21 protein-coding genes and 1 other RNA gene are annotated in these 18057 nt (G+C 61.0%); 11 read left to right on the plus strand and 11 right to left on the minus strand.

Annotated elements, in window-relative coordinates; all coding sequences use genetic code 11:
- Positions 1 to 23: 23 nt before the first annotated feature.
- Genes DOCECA_RS23495 through DOCECA_RS23510 form a run of 4 tightly spaced genes read right to left on the minus strand, consistent with a single transcriptional unit; the run spans position 24 to position 2867 of the window.
- Positions 24 to 758, minus strand: a complete 735-nt coding sequence (locus DOCECA_RS23495) for an amino acid ABC transporter ATP-binding protein (RefSeq protein ID WP_445571165.1) — start codon at positions 756 to 758, stop codon at positions 24 to 26.
- Positions 745 to 1395, minus strand: coding sequence for an amino acid ABC transporter permease (locus DOCECA_RS23500; RefSeq protein ID WP_420765118.1), 651 nt, complete (start codon positions 1393 to 1395; stop codon positions 745 to 747). The genes DOCECA_RS23495 and DOCECA_RS23500 overlap by 14 nt, the downstream gene beginning before the upstream one ends.
- A complete protein-coding gene (locus tag DOCECA_RS23505) occupies positions 1392 to 2060 on the minus strand; it encodes an amino acid ABC transporter permease (RefSeq protein WP_445571166.1) in 669 nt (222 codons plus the stop codon). Before DOCECA_RS23505 ends, DOCECA_RS23500 begins: the two co-directional genes overlap by 4 nt.
- A gap of 21 nt (positions 2061 to 2081) precedes the next feature.
- Complete coding sequence (locus DOCECA_RS23510) at positions 2082 to 2867, minus strand: transporter substrate-binding domain-containing protein (protein WP_434561687.1); 786 nt, start codon at positions 2865 to 2867, stop codon at positions 2082 to 2084.
- A 254-nt stretch (positions 2868 to 3121) separates the two neighbouring features.
- On the opposite strand from DOCECA_RS23510, the gene DOCECA_RS23515 reads away from it, so the two are divergent.
- The 6 genes from DOCECA_RS23515 to DOCECA_RS23540 all read left to right on the plus strand — a co-directional run bounded on the left by DOCECA_RS23515 (position 3122) and on the right by DOCECA_RS23540 (position 9311).
- Positions 3122 to 3829: a FadR/GntR family transcriptional regulator gene (locus DOCECA_RS23515; protein WP_420765115.1), complete on the plus strand. Its 708-nt coding sequence runs from the start codon at positions 3122 to 3124 to the stop codon at positions 3827 to 3829.
- A gap of 121 nt (positions 3830 to 3950) precedes the next feature.
- Entirely contained in the window at positions 3951 to 4280 is a 330-nt protein-coding gene (trxA, locus tag DOCECA_RS23520; protein WP_003206727.1) for a thioredoxin TrxA, read from the plus strand.
- A 240-nt stretch (positions 4281 to 4520) separates the two neighbouring features.
- Positions 4521 to 5780, plus strand: coding sequence for a transcription termination factor Rho (gene rho / locus DOCECA_RS23525; RefSeq protein ID WP_003206716.1), 1260 nt, complete (start codon positions 4521 to 4523; stop codon positions 5778 to 5780).
- A 120-nt stretch (positions 5781 to 5900) separates the two neighbouring features.
- Positions 5901 to 7367, plus strand: a complete 1467-nt coding sequence (gene ubiD / locus DOCECA_RS23530; RefSeq protein WP_445571167.1) for a 4-hydroxy-3-polyprenylbenzoate decarboxylase — start codon at positions 5901 to 5903, stop codon at positions 7365 to 7367.
- Positions 7367 to 8335 carry a CDP-6-deoxy-delta-3,4-glucoseen reductase gene (locus DOCECA_RS23535; protein WP_434561693.1) on the plus strand — a complete coding sequence of 323 codons (969 nt, stop codon included), beginning with the start codon at positions 7367 to 7369 and terminating at the stop codon, positions 8333 to 8335. The genes ubiD and DOCECA_RS23535 overlap by 1 nt, the downstream gene beginning before the upstream one ends.
- 307 nt (positions 8336 to 8642) lie before the next feature.
- The gene (locus DOCECA_RS23540) at positions 8643 to 9311 is read left to right on the plus strand and encodes a gamma-glutamylcyclotransferase (RefSeq protein WP_420765112.1); all 669 of its coding nucleotides are present in this window, start codon (positions 8643 to 8645) and stop codon (positions 9309 to 9311) included.
- Here DOCECA_RS23540 and glpT read toward each other — a convergent pair.
- Complete coding sequence (gene glpT / locus DOCECA_RS23545) at positions 9287 to 10636, minus strand: glycerol-3-phosphate transporter (protein ID WP_434561697.1); 1350 nt, start codon at positions 10634 to 10636, stop codon at positions 9287 to 9289. The genes DOCECA_RS23540 and glpT overlap by 25 nt on opposite strands.
- Positions 10637 to 10855: 219 nt before the next feature.
- The gene (locus DOCECA_RS23550) at positions 10856 to 11833 is read right to left on the minus strand and encodes an NADPH:quinone oxidoreductase family protein (protein ID WP_420765110.1); all 978 of its coding nucleotides are present in this window, start codon (positions 11831 to 11833) and stop codon (positions 10856 to 10858) included.
- 150 nt (positions 11834 to 11983) lie between these two features.
- Here DOCECA_RS23550 and DOCECA_RS23555 point away from each other — a divergent pair, with 150 nt between their 5' ends.
- Complete coding sequence (locus tag DOCECA_RS23555) at positions 11984 to 12391, plus strand: flagellar basal body-associated protein FliL (RefSeq protein ID WP_420765109.1); 408 nt, start codon at positions 11984 to 11986, stop codon at positions 12389 to 12391.
- Positions 12392 to 12524: 133 nt separating this feature from the next.
- On the opposite strand, the gene DOCECA_RS23560 is transcribed toward DOCECA_RS23555, so the two are convergent.
- Positions 12525 to 12977 (minus strand): EVE domain-containing protein, encoded by a 453-nt coding sequence (locus DOCECA_RS23560; protein WP_434649713.1) that lies wholly within the window; start codon positions 12975 to 12977, stop codon positions 12525 to 12527.
- Between the two features lie 195 nt (positions 12978 to 13172).
- On the opposite strand from DOCECA_RS23560, the gene DOCECA_RS23565 reads away from it, so the two are divergent.
- Positions 13173 to 13319, plus strand: a complete 147-nt coding sequence (locus tag DOCECA_RS23565; RefSeq protein WP_420765107.1) for a hypothetical protein — start codon at positions 13173 to 13175, stop codon at positions 13317 to 13319.
- A 39-nt stretch (positions 13320 to 13358) separates the two neighbouring features.
- On the opposite strand, the gene DOCECA_RS23570 is transcribed toward DOCECA_RS23565, so the two are convergent.
- From DOCECA_RS23570 to DOCECA_RS23585, 4 genes are all read right to left on the minus strand, one after another.
- Positions 13359 to 13961, minus strand: a complete 603-nt coding sequence (locus tag DOCECA_RS23570) for a 5-formyltetrahydrofolate cyclo-ligase (protein ID WP_420765106.1) — start codon at positions 13959 to 13961, stop codon at positions 13359 to 13361.
- A gap of 117 nt (positions 13962 to 14078) precedes the next feature.
- Positions 14079 to 14258: non-coding RNA, 6S RNA (ssrS, locus tag DOCECA_RS23575), on the minus strand.
- A 30-nt stretch (positions 14259 to 14288) separates the two neighbouring features.
- Positions 14289 to 14606: a cell division protein ZapA gene (locus tag DOCECA_RS23580; RefSeq protein ID WP_039590276.1), complete on the minus strand. Its 318-nt coding sequence runs from the start codon at positions 14604 to 14606 to the stop codon at positions 14289 to 14291.
- Complete coding sequence (locus tag DOCECA_RS23585; RefSeq protein WP_030138125.1) at positions 14603 to 14812, minus strand: TIGR02449 family protein; 210 nt, start codon at positions 14810 to 14812, stop codon at positions 14603 to 14605. Before DOCECA_RS23585 ends, DOCECA_RS23580 begins: the two co-directional genes overlap by 4 nt.
- Before the next feature lie 129 nt (positions 14813 to 14941).
- Here DOCECA_RS23585 and DOCECA_RS23590 point away from each other — a divergent pair, with 129 nt between their 5' ends.
- From DOCECA_RS23590 to ubiH, 3 genes are read left to right on the plus strand one after another with little or no spacing between them, the layout of a single operon-like run.
- Positions 14942 to 15496: a YecA/YgfB family protein gene (locus tag DOCECA_RS23590; protein WP_420765105.1), complete on the plus strand. Its 555-nt coding sequence runs from the start codon at positions 14942 to 14944 to the stop codon at positions 15494 to 15496.
- A gap of 27 nt (positions 15497 to 15523) precedes the next feature.
- A complete protein-coding gene (gene pepP / locus DOCECA_RS23595) occupies positions 15524 to 16858 on the plus strand; it encodes a Xaa-Pro aminopeptidase (protein WP_434649717.1) in 1335 nt (444 codons plus the stop codon).
- Positions 16855 to 18042: a 2-octaprenyl-6-methoxyphenyl hydroxylase gene (ubiH, locus tag DOCECA_RS23600; protein ID WP_445571168.1), complete on the plus strand. Its 1188-nt coding sequence runs from the start codon at positions 16855 to 16857 to the stop codon at positions 18040 to 18042. The genes pepP and ubiH overlap by 4 nt, the downstream gene beginning before the upstream one ends.
- The last annotated feature ends 15 nt before the right edge of the window (positions 18043 to 18057 follow it).

Raw genomic sequence — 18057 nt, forward strand, 5'->3', positions numbered from 1 at the left:
AGAGTGTTCTTTGGCAGCAAAAATCAGGCAGGCTCCACCGTCCCGATGAAGTTCGCCAGCTCCGCCGTCTGCGGATCGGCGAACAGCAGCTTGGGATCACCCACCTCGCGCACCTTGCCCTGGTGCATGAACACCAGTTTGTCGCCCACTTCCCGGGCGAAACGCATTTCATGGGTGACCATGATCAGTGTCATGCCTTCCTTGGCCAGTTGCCGCACTACGCTGAGCACTTCGTTGACCAGCTCTGGGTCCAGCGCCGAGGTGATTTCATCGCAAAGCAAGACTTTCGGCGACATCGCCAAGGCACGGGCGATCGCCACCCGTTGCTGCTGCCCGCCAGACAAGCGGTCGGGGAAGGCGTCGAATTTTTCGCCGAGCCCGACCCGTTCGAGCATCTGGCGGGCCAGTTCCACCGCCTTGGCCTTGGGCACTTTTTGTACAACCTGCGGCGCGAGCATGACGTTTTCGCCGACGGTCAGGTGCGGGAACAGATTGAACTGCTGGAACACCATCCCGACTTTCTGCCGCAGGCTGCGCAGGTCGGCGCGGGCCGCGTCGAGGTATTCGCCGTCCACTTCGATCACGCCATCGTTGATCGATTCCAGGCCATTGAGGGTGCGCAGCAGGGTGGATTTGCCCGAGCCGCTGCGACCGATGATCGCCACCACCTGGCCTTCTTCGATACTCAGGTCGATGCCTTTGAGCACATGGTGATCGCCGTAGTATTTATGCAGGGCGGAAATTCTAAGCAGAGGCATGCAGTCTCCTTTCCAGGTAGCGCGCGCTGAGGGACAGGGGGTAGCAAAGGAGGAAATAACCGAGGGCGACCAGGCCATACACCATGAACGGCTCGAACGTGGCGTTGGCGAGCATGCCGCCGGTCTTGGTCAGTTCGGTAAAACCGATGATCGACGTCACGGCCGTGCCCTTGACCACCTGCACGGAAAAGCCCACGGTCGGCGCCACGGCGATGCGCAGGGCCTGGGGCAGGATCACGTAGCGCAACTGCTCCAACGGGTTGAGGGCCAGGCTCGCGGAGGCTTCCCATTGGCCGTTGGCAATCGAGTCGACACAACCGCGCCAGATCTCCGCCAGGTAAGCGCTGGTGAACAGCGTCAGGGCAATCGCCGCCGCCATCCACGGCGAAATCTCCACCCCGGCCAGGGCCACGCCGAAGAACACCAAAAACAGCTGCATCAACAGCGGCGTGCCTTGGAACAGCTCGATATACGTGCGCGCAATGTTGCGGGGCAGGGCGCGTTTGGAGATGCGCAGCACCATCACCAACAAGCCGACCACACCACCGCCGATAAACGCCACCAGCGAAAGCGCCAGAGTCCATTGCAGGCCGGTGAGCAGGTTGCGCACCACGTCCCAGAACGTGAAATCGCTCATTGGCTGCTCCTGGCGATGTAGCGACGCCCGACCCAATTCAGGAACTGGCGGATCAGCAGTGCCATGCACAGGTAGATCAGCGTCGTCAGTGCGTAGGTTTCAAAGGCGCGGAAATTGCGCGATTGGATGAAGTTGGCGGCGAAACTCAGCTCTTCGGTGGCGATCTGCGAACAGACCGCCGAGCCGAGCATCACGATGATGATCTGGCTGCTCAAGGCCGGCCAGACCTTGCCCAGCGCCGGCAGCAGCACCACGTGGCGGAACGCTTCGAAGCGGCTCATCGCCAACGCCGCGGCGGCTTCCAGTTGCCCTCGTGCAATGGCCTGGATACCGGCCCGGATGATCTCGGTGGAATACGCCCCCAGGTTGAGCACCATCGCCAGCACCGCCGCTTGCCACTCGGAAATCTGCAAGCCAAGGGACGGCAAGCCGAAGAAGATGAAAAACAGTTGGACCAGGAACGGCGTGTTGCGGATCAGCTCCACGTACACGCCAAAGACCGCCGCGAACGGACGGATATTCCACGCCCGCACCACCGCGCCGACGATGCCCAGGCCAACCCCGAGCAACGCGCCGATGGCTGTCAGTTCCACGGTGAACAGCGCACCGCGCAACAGCAGCTCGGTGTTTTGCACCACCGGCAGAAAATCGAACTGGTAAGCCATGCTCAGCCTCTCAAAGGACGATCAGAGGTCGGCCGGCAGCGGTTGCTTGAGCCAGGTCTGCGCGTTCTTTTCCAGGCTTCCGTCCGTCTTGGCGGTGGCGAGAATCTGGTTGACCTTGTCCAGCAACGCCGGCTCGTTCTTGTTCACGCCCACGTAGACCGGAGAATCCTTGAGTTTCACTTTCAGCGCCGGGACGCGCTTGGGGTTGCGCTCGCTGATGGCGACCATCACCACGTTACCGCTGGCGATCAGGTCCACCTGACCGGCCAGGTAGGCGGCGATCGTCGAGTTGTTGTCTTCGAAACGCTTGATGGTGGCGCCTTCGGGGGCGACCTTGGTCAACTCGATGTCCTCGATAGCGCCACGGGTGACGCTGATGGTCTTGCCCTTGAGGTCGTCCAGGCCGGTGATTGCGGCATCGGGCGGGCCGAACACGGCGAGGTAGAAGGGCGCATAGGCGCTGGAGAAATCGATGACCTTTTCACGCTCCGGATTCTTGCCCAGGCTGGAAATCACCAGGTCGACCTTGCCTGTGGTCAGGAAAGGGATGCGGTTGGTGCTGTTGACCGGCGTCAATTCCAGTTTGACCTTGAGCTGGTCGGCCAGCAGTTTCGCCGTGTCGATATCCAGGCCGCGCGGCTTCATGTCCGGGCCGACCGAACCGAACGGTGGAAAATCCTGGGGCACCGCGACCTTGAGCGTGCCGCGTTTTACCACGTCTTCCAGGCCATCGGCGTGGGCGGGCAATTGGCAAAGCATCAGGCTGGCAAACAGGGCAGTGAGCAGGACGCTGCAACGCTGGATCATGGTGAATCTCCGCGGTCGATGGTGTGATTTCTCCGATCGGACACAGCACAGGGCATGCCAAACCGGGCGTCTGTCCGCCAAAGCCACGGTTTTGCAGGCACCGGTCGGTCTGACTGGTCTGAACAGTTGGGTGGTTTTTCGCACCGTTATCGAGCGTCGCTTCGGGCGGCCGAACCCCGCTGGGGCACGACTTGCCGGGGGCTTCGAATAGCTTTACAACTAGCCGCTCATTCGTCCGGGTTGTCTGGAAAACCATGAATTCCATCGCTCGTGCCGTGCCTGAAGTGGCGCTGCAAGCCATCCGCAAACTCATCGTCGACGAAGGCTTCGGCCCGGGCGATGCGCTGCCCTCTCAACGGGACCTGGCCTTGCAACTGGGGGTCAGCCGGGCGTCTCTGCGCGAGGCGCTGTCATCGTTGAGCGCCCTGGGGTTGATCAGCGTCCAACCGGGTAGGGGCGTTTTCGTCCAGGGGGCAGCGCAGGTCGCGCGCGACGACTCGACAGCGCGCTGGCCGTTCGCCGCCCAGGCCTCGCCGGTGGATATCTTCCAGCTGCGCTATGCCCTTGAAGGTTTCGCGGCCGGATTGGCGGCCGTGACGTTGAGCGCCGATGAACTCGACGCACTGGATGACAACGTCGAGGCCATGCGCCGCGAATTGAAGGCCGGGGAGTTCGACGCAGCGGCACAACTGGATTTCGAATTTCACCGGCGCATTCTGCTGGCCAGCGGCAACCAGGCGATGTTGAGCATTCTCACCGCCAGCGCCGATATCTTCCTTGAGAGTCAGAAGCTACCGTTCATCAGGGCGGAGCGGGCGATGGAAACGTGGCAGGAACACCGCAAGATCCTTCGCGCCCTGGCCCGTCGCGCATCGGTTTCGGCGCACAAAACCATGCAAGAACATGTACGTAATGCTGCGTTGCGCACCGGTATTTCCTTTATCGCCCCGACCGCTTCCTGACGTGGGCCATACGTAAACCCATCGGTCACCATAGGGAGACTCAATCAACTGCGGCTTCCTGAACCTGGGAAGGGCAGCTATGATGGGCCACGTTTTTTTGCTGATTACCCCGGAGATTTCCATGAGCAGCGATCTGATCAAACACGTTAGCGACGCTAGCTTCGAAGCTGACGTACTCAAAGCCGAAGGCGCAGTGCTGGTCGACTATTGGGCTGAGTGGTGCGGTCCTTGCAAAATGATCGCTCCGGTCCTGGACGAAATTGCCGAGACCTACAAGGGCAAGCTGACCGTTGCCAAGCTGAACATCGACGAAAACCAGGAAACCCCGGCCAAGCATGGCGTGCGTGGTATTCCGACCCTGATGCTGTTCAAGAACGGCAACGTCGAAGCCACCAAGGTCGGCGCGCTGTCGAAGTCGCAACTGGCCGCGTTCCTCGACGCCAACATCTAAGCGTCGAATGCCTTGCCAAAAGCCCCGCAAATCGCGGGGCTTTTTCGTTATCCGGGGCTAGACGCTCGCAAATCCAGGTGTTACATTCGGCCCCGCACTGGTTTCTCCATTGCCCCCTGCAAGCCGTCGCCGACGCTCTCCTTTCGAATAAGTACGCGATCCTGTCGCCTTCTCCGCGGCGCGGCCTCATTAAGCCAAAAGCTTAATTTTCCCCTCCATAAATGATTACGTCATTCCTATATGAATCTGACTGAACTCAAGCAAAAGCCGATTACCGAACTGCTCGAATTGGCCGAACAGATGGGCATAGAAAATATGGCCCGTTCGCGCAAGCAGGACGTGATTTTCTCCCTGCTCAAGAAGCACGCGAAAAGCGGCGAGGAAATCTCCGGTGATGGCGTGCTGGAGATTCTCCAGGACGGCTTCGGCTTCCTCCGCTCCGCAGACGCTTCCTATCTCGCCGGCCCGGACGATATCTACGTCTCGCCGAGCCAGATCCGTCGCTTCAACTTGCGCACCGGTGACACCATCGTTGGCAAGATCCGCCCTCCTAAGGAAGGCGAGCGTTACTTCGCACTGCTCAAGGTCGACACCATCAACTTCGACCGTCCGGAAAACGCGAAGAACAAGATTCTCTTCGAGAACCTGACTCCGCTGTTCCCGACCGTGCGCATGAAGATGGAAGCCGGCAACGGTTCCACCGAAGACCTCACCGGTCGTGTCATCGACCTGTGCGCACCTATCGGCAAGGGCCAGCGTGGCCTGATCGTGGCGCCGCCGAAGGCGGGCAAGACGATCATGCTGCAGAACATCGCGGCCAACATCGCCCGTAACAACCCTGAAGTCCACCTGATCGTGTTGCTGATCGATGAGCGTCCGGAAGAAGTGACCGAGATGCAGCGCACCGTGCGCGGCGAAGTGGTTGCCTCGACGTTCGACGAGCCGCCGACCCGTCACGTGCAGGTTGCCGAAATGGTGATCGAGAAGGCCAAGCGCCTGGTCGAGCACAAGAAGGACGTGGTGATTCTGCTCGACTCCATCACCCGTCTGGCCCGTGCCTACAACACCGTCATCCCGAGTTCCGGCAAGGTACTGACCGGTGGTGTCGATGCCCATGCCCTGGAAAAGCCGAAGCGTTTCTTTGGCGCCGCGCGGAACATCGAAGAAGGCGGCTCGCTGACCATCATCGCCACCGCGCTGGTCGAAACCGGCTCGAAGATGGACGAAGTGATCTACGAAGAGTTCAAGGGTACCGGTAACATGGAACTGCCCCTGGACCGTCGCATCGCCGAGAAACGTGTATTCCCGGCCATCAACATCAACCGTTCCGGTACCCGTCGCGAAGAATTGCTGACGGCCGATGACGAGTTGCAGCGCATGTGGATCCTGCGCAAGCTGCTGCATCCGATGGATGAAGTCGCGGCCATCGAGTTCCTGGTCGACAAGCTGAAAACGACCAAGACCAACGATGAGTTCTTCCTGTCGATGAAACGCAAGTAAATCGAGCAGGCCAGCAAGAGCCGGGGAAACCCGGCTTTTTGCTGTCCGTGCATTCACTATTCTGGACGGGCGGCGTTAAACTCGGGCCCCCGAACGCCACGGACACCATGAGGCTTTTGCATGCAGTATCGCGACTTGCGCGACTTTATCAGCGGTCTGGAACAGCGCGGCGAACTCAAGCGCATCCAGGTGCCGGTGTCACCCGTCCTGGAAATGACCGAGGTCTGCGACCGCACCCTGCGCGCAAAAGGCCCGGCGCTGCTGTTTGAAAACCCCACGGGTTATGACATTCCGGTGCTGGGCAACCTGTTTGGCACGCCGGAGCGCGTGGCCCTGGGCATGGGCGCCGAGGCGGTCAGCGAGCTGCGCGAGATTGGCAAGCTGCTGGCGTTCCTCAAGGAGCCCGAGCCGCCGAAAGGGCTGAAGGACGCTTGGTCCAAGCTGCCGATTTTCCGCAAGATCATTTCCATGGCGCCGAAGGTGGTCAAGGACGCGGTCTGCCAGGAAGTGGTGGTCGAGGGTGACGATGTCGACCTGGCCATGCTTCCGGTGCAGACCTGCTGGCCGGGCGACGTCGGGCCGCTGATCACCTGGGGCCTGACCGTCACCAAAGGCCCGAACAAGGACCGTCAGAACCTGGGTATCTACCGTCAGCAGGTGATTGGCCGCAACAAGGTCATCATGCGCTGGCTGAGCCATCGGGGCGGCGCGCTGGATTATCGGGAGTGGTGCGAAAAGCATCCCGGCCAGCCATTCCCGGTGTCGGTCGCGTTGGGCGCCGATCCGGCGACCATCCTCGGCGCTGTCACGCCCGTGCCCGACAGCCTCTCCGAATATGCGTTTGCCGGCCTGCTGCGCGGCAACCGTACGGAGCTGGTGAAGTGCCGGGGCAACGATTTGCAAGTGCCGGCCACCGCAGAAATCATCCTTGAAGGCGTGATCCACCCCGGCGAAATGGCCGATGAAGGTCCCTACGGCGATCACACCGGTTATTACAACGAGGTAGACAGCTTCCCGGTGTTCACTGTCGAGCGCATCACTCACCGGATCAAGCCGATCTACCACAGCACCTACACCGGTCGTCCGCCTGATGAGCCGGCGATTCTTGGCGTGGCGCTGAACGAAGTGTTCGTGCCGATCCTGCAGAAGCAGTTTCCGGAAATCACCGATTTCTACTTGCCGCCCGAAGGTTGTTCCTATCGCATGGCCGTGGTGACGATGAAGAAGTCGTATCCTGGGCACGCCAAGCGAGTGATGCTGGGCGTCTGGTCGTTTTTACGACAGTTCATGTACACCAAGTTCGTTATCGTCACCGACGACGATATCAACGCACGGGATTGGAACGACGTGATCTGGGCCATCACGACGCGCATGGACCCCAAGCGCGACACGGTGATGATCGAGAACACGCCGATCGACTACCTCGACTTCGCCTCGCCGGTATCCGGCCTCGGGTCGAAGATGGGGCTCGATGCCACGCATAAATGGCCCGGTGAAACCACCCGCGAGTGGGGTCGGGTTATCGTCAAGGATGAAGCCGTTACCCAACGGATCGATGCCATTTGGAATCAGTTAGGAATAGATTGATGCGTGTAACCTTGCAGCCTTCCGGCGCGGTGCTGGAGATACAGCCGGCCGAGCGGATTCTCGACGGCGCGCGGCGTCTGGGCTACGACTGCCCCCAAAGCTGTCGTAATGGCAACTGCCATGTCTGTGGCGCATTGTTGGTGGAAGGTCGCGTGGAGCAGGCCGGTGAAGTGCGTGACCATGGCGAGATCTTCACGTGCATCGCCGAGCCGCTGGAGGACTGCGTGGTGTTGTGGGATGGCGTGTTGGCACCGGGCGAGCTGCCGGTGCGCAACCTGGCGTGCCAGGTCAGCGAATGCGTTGAAGTGGGCGGCGACGTCTGGCGGGTACGCTTGCGCGCGCCAGCGGGCAAACCGCCGCGCTACCACGCCGGGCAATACCTGTTGATCGAGCGCGACAACGGTGAAAAATCAGCCTTCTCCCTCGCTTCGGCGCCGCACTCGGGGCGCGACCTGCAACTACACGTGCTGGTGCGCGAAAGCAGTGCGCAAAAGCTCCTGGAGCAACTGCAGCGCAACCCCAATGTGCGCATCGAGATGCCGTTTGGCGACACCCACCTGTCCGAGCTTCCTGACGGTCCGCTCGTGCTGATCGCTGCCGGGACCGGCATGGCGCAGATGCACAGCTTGATCGAGCACTGCCGCGCGGCGGGCTTCAAGCACCCGGTGCATCTGTATTGGGGCGTACGGCGACCGGAAGATTTCTACGAAATCGAGCATTGGGACGAATGGAAAAAACTGCCGAACCTGTTCCTGCATAAAGTCGTCAGCGACTTGTGTGGCTGGGAAGGGCGCTGCGGGATGCTCCATGAGGCGGTGTGTGAGGACATCAGCGACCTTTCTGGTGTGCACGTCTACGCCAGCGGCTCGCCGGCCATGATCTATGCCACCCTCGACGCCCTGGTGGAAGCCGGCATGGACGCTCACCAGATGCGCGCCGATGTGTTTGCGTATGCGCCAAGGGCTTGACCCAACCGAGCCTTGAGCTGTGCCGTTGTGGCGAGGGAGCTTGCTCCCGCTGGACCGGTCCGACGCCTCGGGCGAAGCAGTCCCAAAAGAGGCGGTCGCTGCGCAACCGAGCGGGAGCAAGCTCCCTCGCCACAAAAGCCCTGATCGCCCTCGATATAACTTCATATATTGCGTTTCGGTATTTAGTTGGCCGGCCAGATACCGATAACGTATATAGCGTCGGGCTGGCATTTAACTTGCCTCGCTCCTCACGAACGTCAACACACTGGCGTCCCTTTATTTTCTGAGAAGCCAACCGCTAACGGCCATGACCGCTATCGAATCCGCCATTACCTGCGCCCTGTACCCGCCACGACTCGAGCTGGGTGCGCAGCTGACCCATGAACAACTACTCGCCTCGATGCGATTGACCATGAGTCTCCACCAGGGCGGTCCGGTCTGGTTGTTCGCGTACGGTTCATTGATCTGGCGGCCGGAATGCACGGCGGTGGAGCGCGTGCGCGGTCGGGTCCATGGCTACCATCGCGGTTTATACCTGTGGTCCCACGAACATCGCGGCACTCCGGAGTTGCCAGGGTTGGTGTTCGGACTGGATCGCGGCGGTTCGTGCAGCGGTTTCGCCTACCGGCTGCCGGAGGAAAACCTCGAGGATTCGCTGTTCGCGTTGTGGCAGCGGGAAATGCCGGTGCCGTCCTATCGCCCGCACTGGCTCAGTTGCCGTCTCGAGGATGGCAGCCGGGTGCAAGCCTTGGGTTTTGTGTTGGAGCGACACCTGCCGAGCTATGCCGGCAACTTGCCGGACCATGTGCTGAGCCAGGTCTTTGAAAGCGCCTGTGGGCGTTACGGCACCACTCGCGATTATGTCGAGCAGACCGTCCACGCCCTGCGCAGCCACGCCATGCCAGACCGGAACCTGGAGGCGCGGCTCAAGCGCTGCCAATCAATGTGGGATCAGGCGACCGCTTCGCGGCTCTGACTGGCGATCTGCTTGTGCCACAAGGTTGGCGCAAGGAACGCCATCGCCAGCAGACAAGCGCCGACCAGCAGTACAAAACCGCCGTCCCAGCCGAAATGGTCGACGGTATAGCCCATGGCGGCGCTGGCCGCGACCGAACCACCCAGGTACCCGAACAGGCCGGTGAAACCGGCGGCGGTGCCGGCGGCTTTTTTCGGCGCCAGTTCCAATGCCTGCAAGCCGATCAGCATGACTGGGCCATAGATCAGGAAGCCGATGGATACCAGGGCAATCATATCGACGGTCGGGTTGCCGGCCGGGTTCAGCCAGTACACCAGGGTGGCCACGGTCACCAGGGCCATGAATACCATGCCGGTCAGGCCACGATTGCCACGGAAGATCTTGTCCGACATCCAGCCACACAGCAGCGTGCCGGGAATACCGGCCCACTCGTAGAAGAAATAGGCCCAGGAGCTCTTGTCCACCGTGAAGCCCTTGGCTTCCTTCAGGTAGGTCGGCGCCCAGTCCAGCACCCCGTAGCGCAGCAGGTAGACGAAGACGTTAGCCATGGCGATGTACCAGAGCATCTTGTTGCGCAGCACGTACTTGACGAAAATTTCCTTGGCGCTGAATTCCTTTTCGTGGCTGTCGTCGTAGCCTTCCGGATAATCGTCCTTGTACTTCTCGATCGGCGGCAGGCCCACCGATTGCGGGGTGTCGCGCATGGTCGCGAAGGCAAACACCGCTACGGCAAGTGCTACGGTAGCGGGCACATAAAATGCCGCATGCCAGTCATTGAACCAGCCCATGCCCAGCAGGAACAACGGGCCGATAAGGCCGCCGCCGACGTTGTGCGCCACGTTCCACACCGACACCACGCCGCCGCGTTCCTTCTGCGACCACCAGTGCACCATGGTCCGTCCGCTCGGCGGCCAGCCCATGCCTTGTGCCCAGCCGTTGATGAACAGCAGGATGAACATGATCGTCACGCTGGACGTCGCCCAGGGCGCAAAACCGAAAATGAACATCACGCCGGCTGATACCAGCAAGCCGAATGGCAGGAAATAGCGGGGGTTCGAGCGGTCGGACACCAGGCCCATCAAGAACTTCGACAAGCCATAGGCAATCGCGATGGCCGACATGGCCAGGCCGAGTTGACCACGGGTGTAGCCCTCGTCGATGAGGTAGGGCATGGCCAGGGAGAAGTTCTTGCGCAGCAGGTAGTAACCGGCATAGCCGATGAAAATCCCCGCGAAGATCTGCCAGCGAAGGCGTCGGTAGGTGCTGTCTATTTTTTCTTCAGGCAGGGTTGCCTGATGTGCGGCGGGTCGAAAGAAAGCAAACATTCAAGTGCTCCAGAATTCTTGTTTTGACTGCGGATGCGAATGTTACAGTTTCGTTACCGAAAATAGCATTGGTTCGAATCAGCAAAACAGTGGAAATGCTGGATTTGGCATGTTCTTTTATGAACATGTCGCTCAGATATAAATGAAGGGCGTTGCGGGAATGGCGAAGCCGGGTCGTAGGGCTTCGACCCGGTACAGAAGAAAGAGAATCGCAGCCAATCAGCGAACCTGCACCACCACCTTGCCGACCGCCTTGCGCTGCCCCAAGTCATTGATCGCCTGGGCGGCATCGTCCAGCGGGTAGACCTGCGACACCAGCGGCTTGAGCTTGCCTTCGGCGAACCAGCCGAACAGCTGCTGGAAGTTGGCGGCGTTGTCCTGGGGCTGGCGCTGGGCGAAGGAGCCCCAGAACACACCGACCACCGAGGCGCCCTTGAGCAAGGCCAGGTTCACCGGCAATTCGGGAATGCGCCCGCTGGCAAAGCCAACCACCAACAACCGGCCGTTCCAGGCGATGGCGCGCACGGCCTGGTCGAACAGGTCGCCGCCCACCGGGTCGTAGATGACATCGGCGCCCTGGCCGTCGGTGAGGCGCTTGATTTCGTCCTTCAGGCTGGTTTCGTTGTAGTTGATCAACTCGTCAGCACCGGCGGCCTTTGCCACGGCGAGTTTTTCCGCGCTGCTGGCGGCCGCGATGACTCGCGCACCCATGGCCTTGCCGATTTCCACCGCCGCCAGGCCGACCCCGCCGGAGGCACCGAGCACCAGCAGGGTTTCTCCGGGCTTCAGGTTGGCGCGCTGCTTGAGGGCGTGCATTGACGTGCCGTAGGTCATGCTGAACGCGGCCGCGGTGTTGAAATCCATGGCGGAGGGAATCGGCAGCACGTTGTAGCCCGGTACCGCTACTTGCTCGGCGAAGCTGCCCCAGCCGGTCAGGGCCATGACCCGATCACCGACTTTCAGGTGGCTGACCTTTTCCCCTACTTCGCTGATGACCCCGGCCGCTTCGCCACCCGGGGAAAACGGGAAGGGCGGCTTGAACTGATATTTGCCCTCGATGATCAGCGTGTCAGGAAAATTCACCCCGGCGGCGTGCACATCCAGCAACACTTCATTCTTCTTTGCGACAGGGCTGGCGACGTCTTCCAGCACCAGCGATTCGGCGGGACCGAATTCTTTGCACAGCACGGCTTTCATCAGGGCTATTCCTTTGGGAGTGATGGCCGATAAGTGTAGGTGTGAGAGTCAACGGGTCAACGAGCATGCCCCGCCCTGATAGCCAGCCATAAGCTTGTGCTTGGACGGCGGGTCGGTATGCTGGGCCGCAAACCGGATGAGGAGTGGAATGTGAAAGCGTGGATGATGTTGATGCTGGCCCTGTCGCTGCCTGTGGCGGCGATGGCCGAAGAGAGCAAGGAAGGCGAGGCACCCAAGGTCAGTTACATCACGTTGAGCCCGCCGTTCGTGGGCAACTATGGGCTGGATGGTACGACCAAGCTGAAGGTCTACAAGGCTGACGTCGCCTTGCGCGTGACCGGCGATGCTGCCGCTGCGGCGGTGAAAGCGAACGAGCCGTTGATTCGCAACCAGTTGGTGGCGCTGTTCGCTCAGCAGACGACCGAGACCATGAACAACCTTGAAGCCAAGGAAAAGCTGCGTCAGGAAGCGTTGAAGCAGACCCAGCAAGTGATGAACGACGAGACCGGCAAGCCGATGGTTGAGGATCTGTTGTTCAACAACCTGATCATTCAATAAGTCTTGTGGTAACCAGGCGGGCCCTTTCGCGAGCAGGCTCGCTCCCACAGGATCTCCAATGAACAGTGAGCAACCGAGATTCCCTGTGGGAGCGGGCTTGCTCGCGATGGTGGCCTACCGGACAGCGAATCACTCAAGGCTTCAGAGCAATCACCGCCGCCCATTGCTCCGCCGTCACCGGCATCACTGACAGTCGCGAGCCTTTCTGCACCAGCGGCATTTCTGCCAGGGCGGTCTGTTGCTTGAGGTGGTCGAGCTTCAGGACGTGGCGAAACGTTTCGACATGGGCCACGTCGATCGCGGTCCAGGGGTTTTTCTCCGGGCTGGCCTTGGCGTCGAAGTAGTGGCTGTCAGGCTCCAGCGCCGTGGGATCGGGGTAGGCGGCCTTGATGATTTTTCCGGTGCCCGCGATGCCAGGCTCCGGGCAGCTGGAGTGATAGAAAAAAAATAAATCGCCTTCTGCCATGGCGCGCAGGAAATTGCGTGCCTGATAGTTGCGAACTCCGTCCCAGCGAGCTTGGCCGAGCTTTTCCAAGCCCTGGATGGACAATTCGTCGGGCTCGGATTTCATCAGCCAATAAGCCATGATTTCTACTCCTGGGCGATATAGTTAAAAATAGTTCAGCGATTTTATGACAAACCGACAGTCGGTTGACGCCAGAGTTTGCGTGTGGGTCCGGGTTATCGCAAAATGCCGGCCTTCCAAGCTTGACGCTGCTGCACGGCCAATAAGAAAACCGCTGCTGTCATCGTGTGTGATATGCCTTGAGGGGGGCAATCGATGAAACGCAAACCGGATTTGTTGTGGATACTGGTCATTCTGTTCGGCCTGGGTGTCGTGACCACGGGTTACGCCCAGAGCTTGTGGAGCAGCAAGAACGATGTTCCGATGAACATCGCCCAGCCTGCCCCATCGCTCAAGCGCTGAGCGCTTTCTTTCAGGCGCCGCTGATTCCGGTGGCGCCTATCATGCGATGTACCAACGCCTGTCGCTGACTGTTCCTTGCAGCGGCACGTCCCAGCTTGCCTGTACCAATCGCTCGACCCGTTGGCATTCGTGGGCCAGCCCCAGCAAGGTCGGCTTGCGCCATTGTTTGCGGCGCGACAGATACGCCAGGCTGCGATCGTAGAATCCCCCGCCCATGCCCAGCCGACCCCCGGCATCGTCAAACCCGACCAGCGGCAACAGCACCAGGTCCAACGTCCAGACCTTGCGTTGCCGGGCTATATTCTTGCGTGGTTCCGGGATGCGAAAGCGATTGGGCTGCATCTTCTCGCCGGGATGGATTCGCTGGAAAACCATTTTCGTCTGCGGCCATGGGCTGAGCACCGGCAGGTACGTCGCCTTGCCCCGACGCTGGGCCGCGCGCAGTAGCAGGCGTGGATCGATCTCGCCGTCGTTGGGCAGGTACAGGGCGATGTGTCGCGCGCGGCGAAACAGCGGGTGCTGGGCCAGTTGCCTGTAGAGGCCTTGGGCGGCGTCCCGTTGCTGGGCCGGGGTCAGGGAGCGACGCGCCTGGCGCAGCAGGCGGCGAAGTTGCGGGCGGGTCGGCAACGCAGGTTCGGTCATATCGAGGTTTCCGAGGCGGTGGCATCGAAACAGCGTAACCGCAAACAACGGCGCCAGAAATGCCAAACGCCAGAAACGACAATGCCAGTCATGATGACTGGCATTGTTTCGAGAATCAGGCTCCCCGGATGAACCGCTGTCGGCTTAGCCCTTGAACCCGAAAGTTCAAGGTGGAAGTTGCAGGAGGCGTTAAGGCTTTCCGTCAAGCGGACATGCACACCGGCCCCAACGTGCAACCCCCGTGGTTGTGCGTATCGGCTCAGGGACATCACCAACTGGCAAGCACCCCAGGGAGTGACGCAAGTATACCCCAGGCAGCCTCGCGAATCAGCCCTTGCTGACGTCCGGATCGGTGGCCAGTACCAAATCCACTCGATCCAGCAGGTCGCGGACTTGTTCGCGGGTCGAGCCGCTGACCTGTACGTCCGGCGTATCCTGGCGGTGCAGCAGGTCGTGGGTGATGTTCAAGGCAGCCATCACGGCGATGCGATCGGCGCCGATGACTTTGCCGCTGCTGCGGATCTCGCGCATCTTGCCGTCCAGGTAACGGGCGGCACTCACCAGGTTGCTACGCTCTTCCTGGGGGCAGATGATCGAATATTCTTTATCGAGGATCTGCACGGTAACGCTATTGCTTGAACTCATGAGTCTTGCTCCAGGGCCTTGAGGCGCGAAATCATCGATTCGACCTTACGCCGGGCGATTTCGTTTTTTTCAATGAGGTGCGCGCGTTCCTCGCGCCAGGTTTTTTCCTGAGCTAATAGGAGTCCGTTTTGGCTCTTAAGTTGCTCGACCCGTTCAATTAGCAGCTCGAGTCTGGCCATCAGCGCTTGCAGGTCGGTGTCTTCCATTGTGTCCACTGAAGATTGTGTCTGATGGGGGATAAAGGTCGCACAGCCTTTAATGGTCTTGGCGAGTCTGTCGATGTAGGATACAAGGCCTCCATTCTAGACATAGCGCCGTCTGGCGCCTAGCTGCCCATGCCCATTCAGAATTCCCCGTATCAAGCGTTCGCCACCCTGCTGAGCACCAGCGGTCATCCTGTCTCGCCCGCCGAACTCCACGGCCTGTTGCTTGGCCGCAGCTGCGCCGGCGCCGGCTTCGAGGCCGACGGCTGGTTGGCCGACGCCGCCGAGCTGCTCGAAGGCGAGCCGGCGGACAACGTGCGTAATGCGCTCATCGGCCTGCAGGAAATGGTCAAGGGCGAGCTGACCAGCGATGACATGACCGTCGTCCTGCTGCTGCCGACTGACGATGCGCCGCTGAGCGAGCGCGCCGCTGCGCTGGGCCAGTGGTGCCAGGGCTTTCTCGCCGGTTTCGGCCTGACCCGCCGCGAATACGCCCTGAGCGATGAAGCGAAGGAAGTCCTGCAAGACCTGGCGGCGATTTCCCAGGTACAGGATGCCCTGGAAGAGTCCGACGACGGCGAAAGCGACTATATGGAAGTGATGGAGTACCTGCGGGTCGCGCCTCTGCTCCTGTTCACCGAGACCAAGAAGACCGCTGAACCGGCCGCCAAACCGTCCTTGCACTGATCGCTTGAAAGGGAACACCGTCTGCCCATGATTCATATCCCGAAGTCGGAATACAGCCGTCGCCGCAAGGCCCTGATGGCGCAGATGGAGCCCAACAGTATCGCAATCCTGCCCGCCGCCGCCGTTGCGATCCGCAACCGCGACGTCGAGCATGTCTATCGCCAGGACAGTGATTTCCAATACCTGAGCGGCTTTCCCGAGCCGCAGGCCGTCATCGTGTTGATGCCCGGCCGGGCCCATGGCGAATACATCCTCTTCTGCCGCGAGCGCAATGCCGAGCGGGAAATGTGGGATGGCCTGCGTGCCGGCCAGGAGGGAGCGATCCGTGACTATGGCGCCGACGACGCGTTCCCCATCACCGACATCGACGACATCCTGCCGGGGCTGATCGAAGGCCGCGACCGGGTGTACTCGGCCATGGGCAGCAACCCGGAGTTCGACCGGCACCTGATGGAGTGGATCAACGTGATCCGCTCCAAGGCCCACCTCGGTGCCCAGCCGCCGAACGAATTCGTTGCCCTGGATCATCTGCTGCACGACATGCGCCTGTATAAATCGGCGGCGGAAGTGAAGGTGATGCGCGAAGCGGCGCGGATCTCCGCCCAGGCACATATCCGGGCGATGCAGGCGGCGCGGCCTGGGCTGTATGAGTACAGCCTGGAAGCCGAGCTCGATTATGAGTTTCGCAAGGGCGGGGCAAAGATGCCGGCGTACGGTTCCATCGTCGCGGCGGGGCGCAACAGCTGCATTTTGCATTACCAGCAAAATGATGCCGTGCTCAAGGATGGCGACCTGGTGTTGATCGATGCCGGGTGCGAAATCGATTGTTATGCCAGCGATATCACCCGCACCTGGCCGGTCAGCGGGAAGTTTTCTGCCGAGCAGAAGGCGATCTACGAAGTGGTGCTGGCGGCCCAGGAAGCCGCATTTGCGCAAATCGCGCCGAACAAACATTGGAACCAGGCCCACGAGGCGACCGTCAGGGTAATTACCGAGGGGCTGGTCCGCCTGGGGCTGCTGGAAGGCGAAGTGGACGAACTGATCGCAAGCGAAGCCCACCGGGCGTTCTACATGCACCGCGCCGGCCACTGGCTGGGAATGGATGTACACGATGTGGGCGAATACCGCGTGGGTGGCGAGTGGCGAGTGCTGGAGGTCGGAATGACTTTGACCGTCGAGCCGGGCATCTACATTGCCCCGGACAATCGCGGCGTAGCGAAGAAATGGCGCGGCATTGGCGTGCGCATCGAGGATGACGTGGTAGTGACCAAGACCGGTTGTGAAATCCTGACCCGCGGCGTACCGAAGACGGTCGCCGAAATCGAGGCCTTGATGGCCGCCGCACGGACTCAAGCGGCATGAACCGGGTCAACGTTGCAATCATCGGTGGCGGCCTGGTCGGCGCGAGCCTGGCGCTGGCGCTGCAAGCCGGTGCCAAGGCACGGGGTTGGAAGATCATGCTGATCGAGCCCTTCGCTCCCGGTGACGCCTGGCAGCCGAGCTACGATGCGCGCTCGTCGGCGCTTTCGTTCGGCGCGCGGCAAATTTATCAACGCTTGGGCCTGTGGCAGGAAGTTTCCCGCCGGGCCGAGCCGATCAAGCAGATCCACGTGTCCGACCGCGGGCGGTTTTCGACGGCGCGGTTGTCGGCAATGGAGGAGGGCGTGCCGGCCCTTGGCTACGTCGTGGAGAATGCCTGGCTCGGCCAATGCCTGTGGCAAGGCTTGGACAAGGATGTCGTCAGTTGGCGCTGCCCCGCGCAGGTCGCTCGGATGGAGCCGCAAATCGCGGGCTATCGCCTGACGCTGGACGACGAAACTGTTGTGGAATGCAACCTCGCGGTATTGGCCGACGGCGGTCGCTCCGGCCTGCGGGAGCAGATGGGGGTCGGGGTGCGCAATCGTCCCTACGACCAGAGCGCCTTGATTGCCAACATCACGCCCAGCGAAGCGCACAACGGCATGGCTTTCGAGCGCTTCACCGATGACGGCCCGATGGCGTTGTTGCCGCTGCCGGAAAATCGCTGTGCATTGGTCTGGACTCGCCAGGGCATGGATGCGCAACGACTCGCGGCCCTTGACGAGCGCAGCTTCCTCAGTGAATTGCAGAATGTGTTCGGCTATCGCCTGGGCACGCTGAAGCAAGTAGGCGCGCGTCATCTTTATCCATTGGCGCTGGTGGAAGCCGAGGAACAGGTGCGTCCGCACCTGGCCATCCTGGGCAATGCTGCCCACAGCTTGCATCCGATTGCCGGGCAAGGCTTCAACCTGTCCCTGCGTGACGCCCAGGCCTTGGCCGATACCTTGCTTGAGAGCGACAGCACGCCCGGCGACTTCACCGTATTGCAAGCCTATCGCGAGCGTCAGCGGATGGATCAGGCCTTGACCGTGGGCTTCTCCGACCGGGTGACGCGGCTGTTCAGCAGCGATCTGCCGCTGGTGTCCCTGGGCCGTAATCTCGGCCTGCTGGGCCTGGACCTGCTGCCGCCCGCCAAGCGCTGGTTCGCCCGTCAGGCCATGGGTTTGGGAACACGCCCTGATGCTTGATACCGATCATTCCTT

Source organism: Pseudomonas sp. E102, assembly GCF_052660185.1.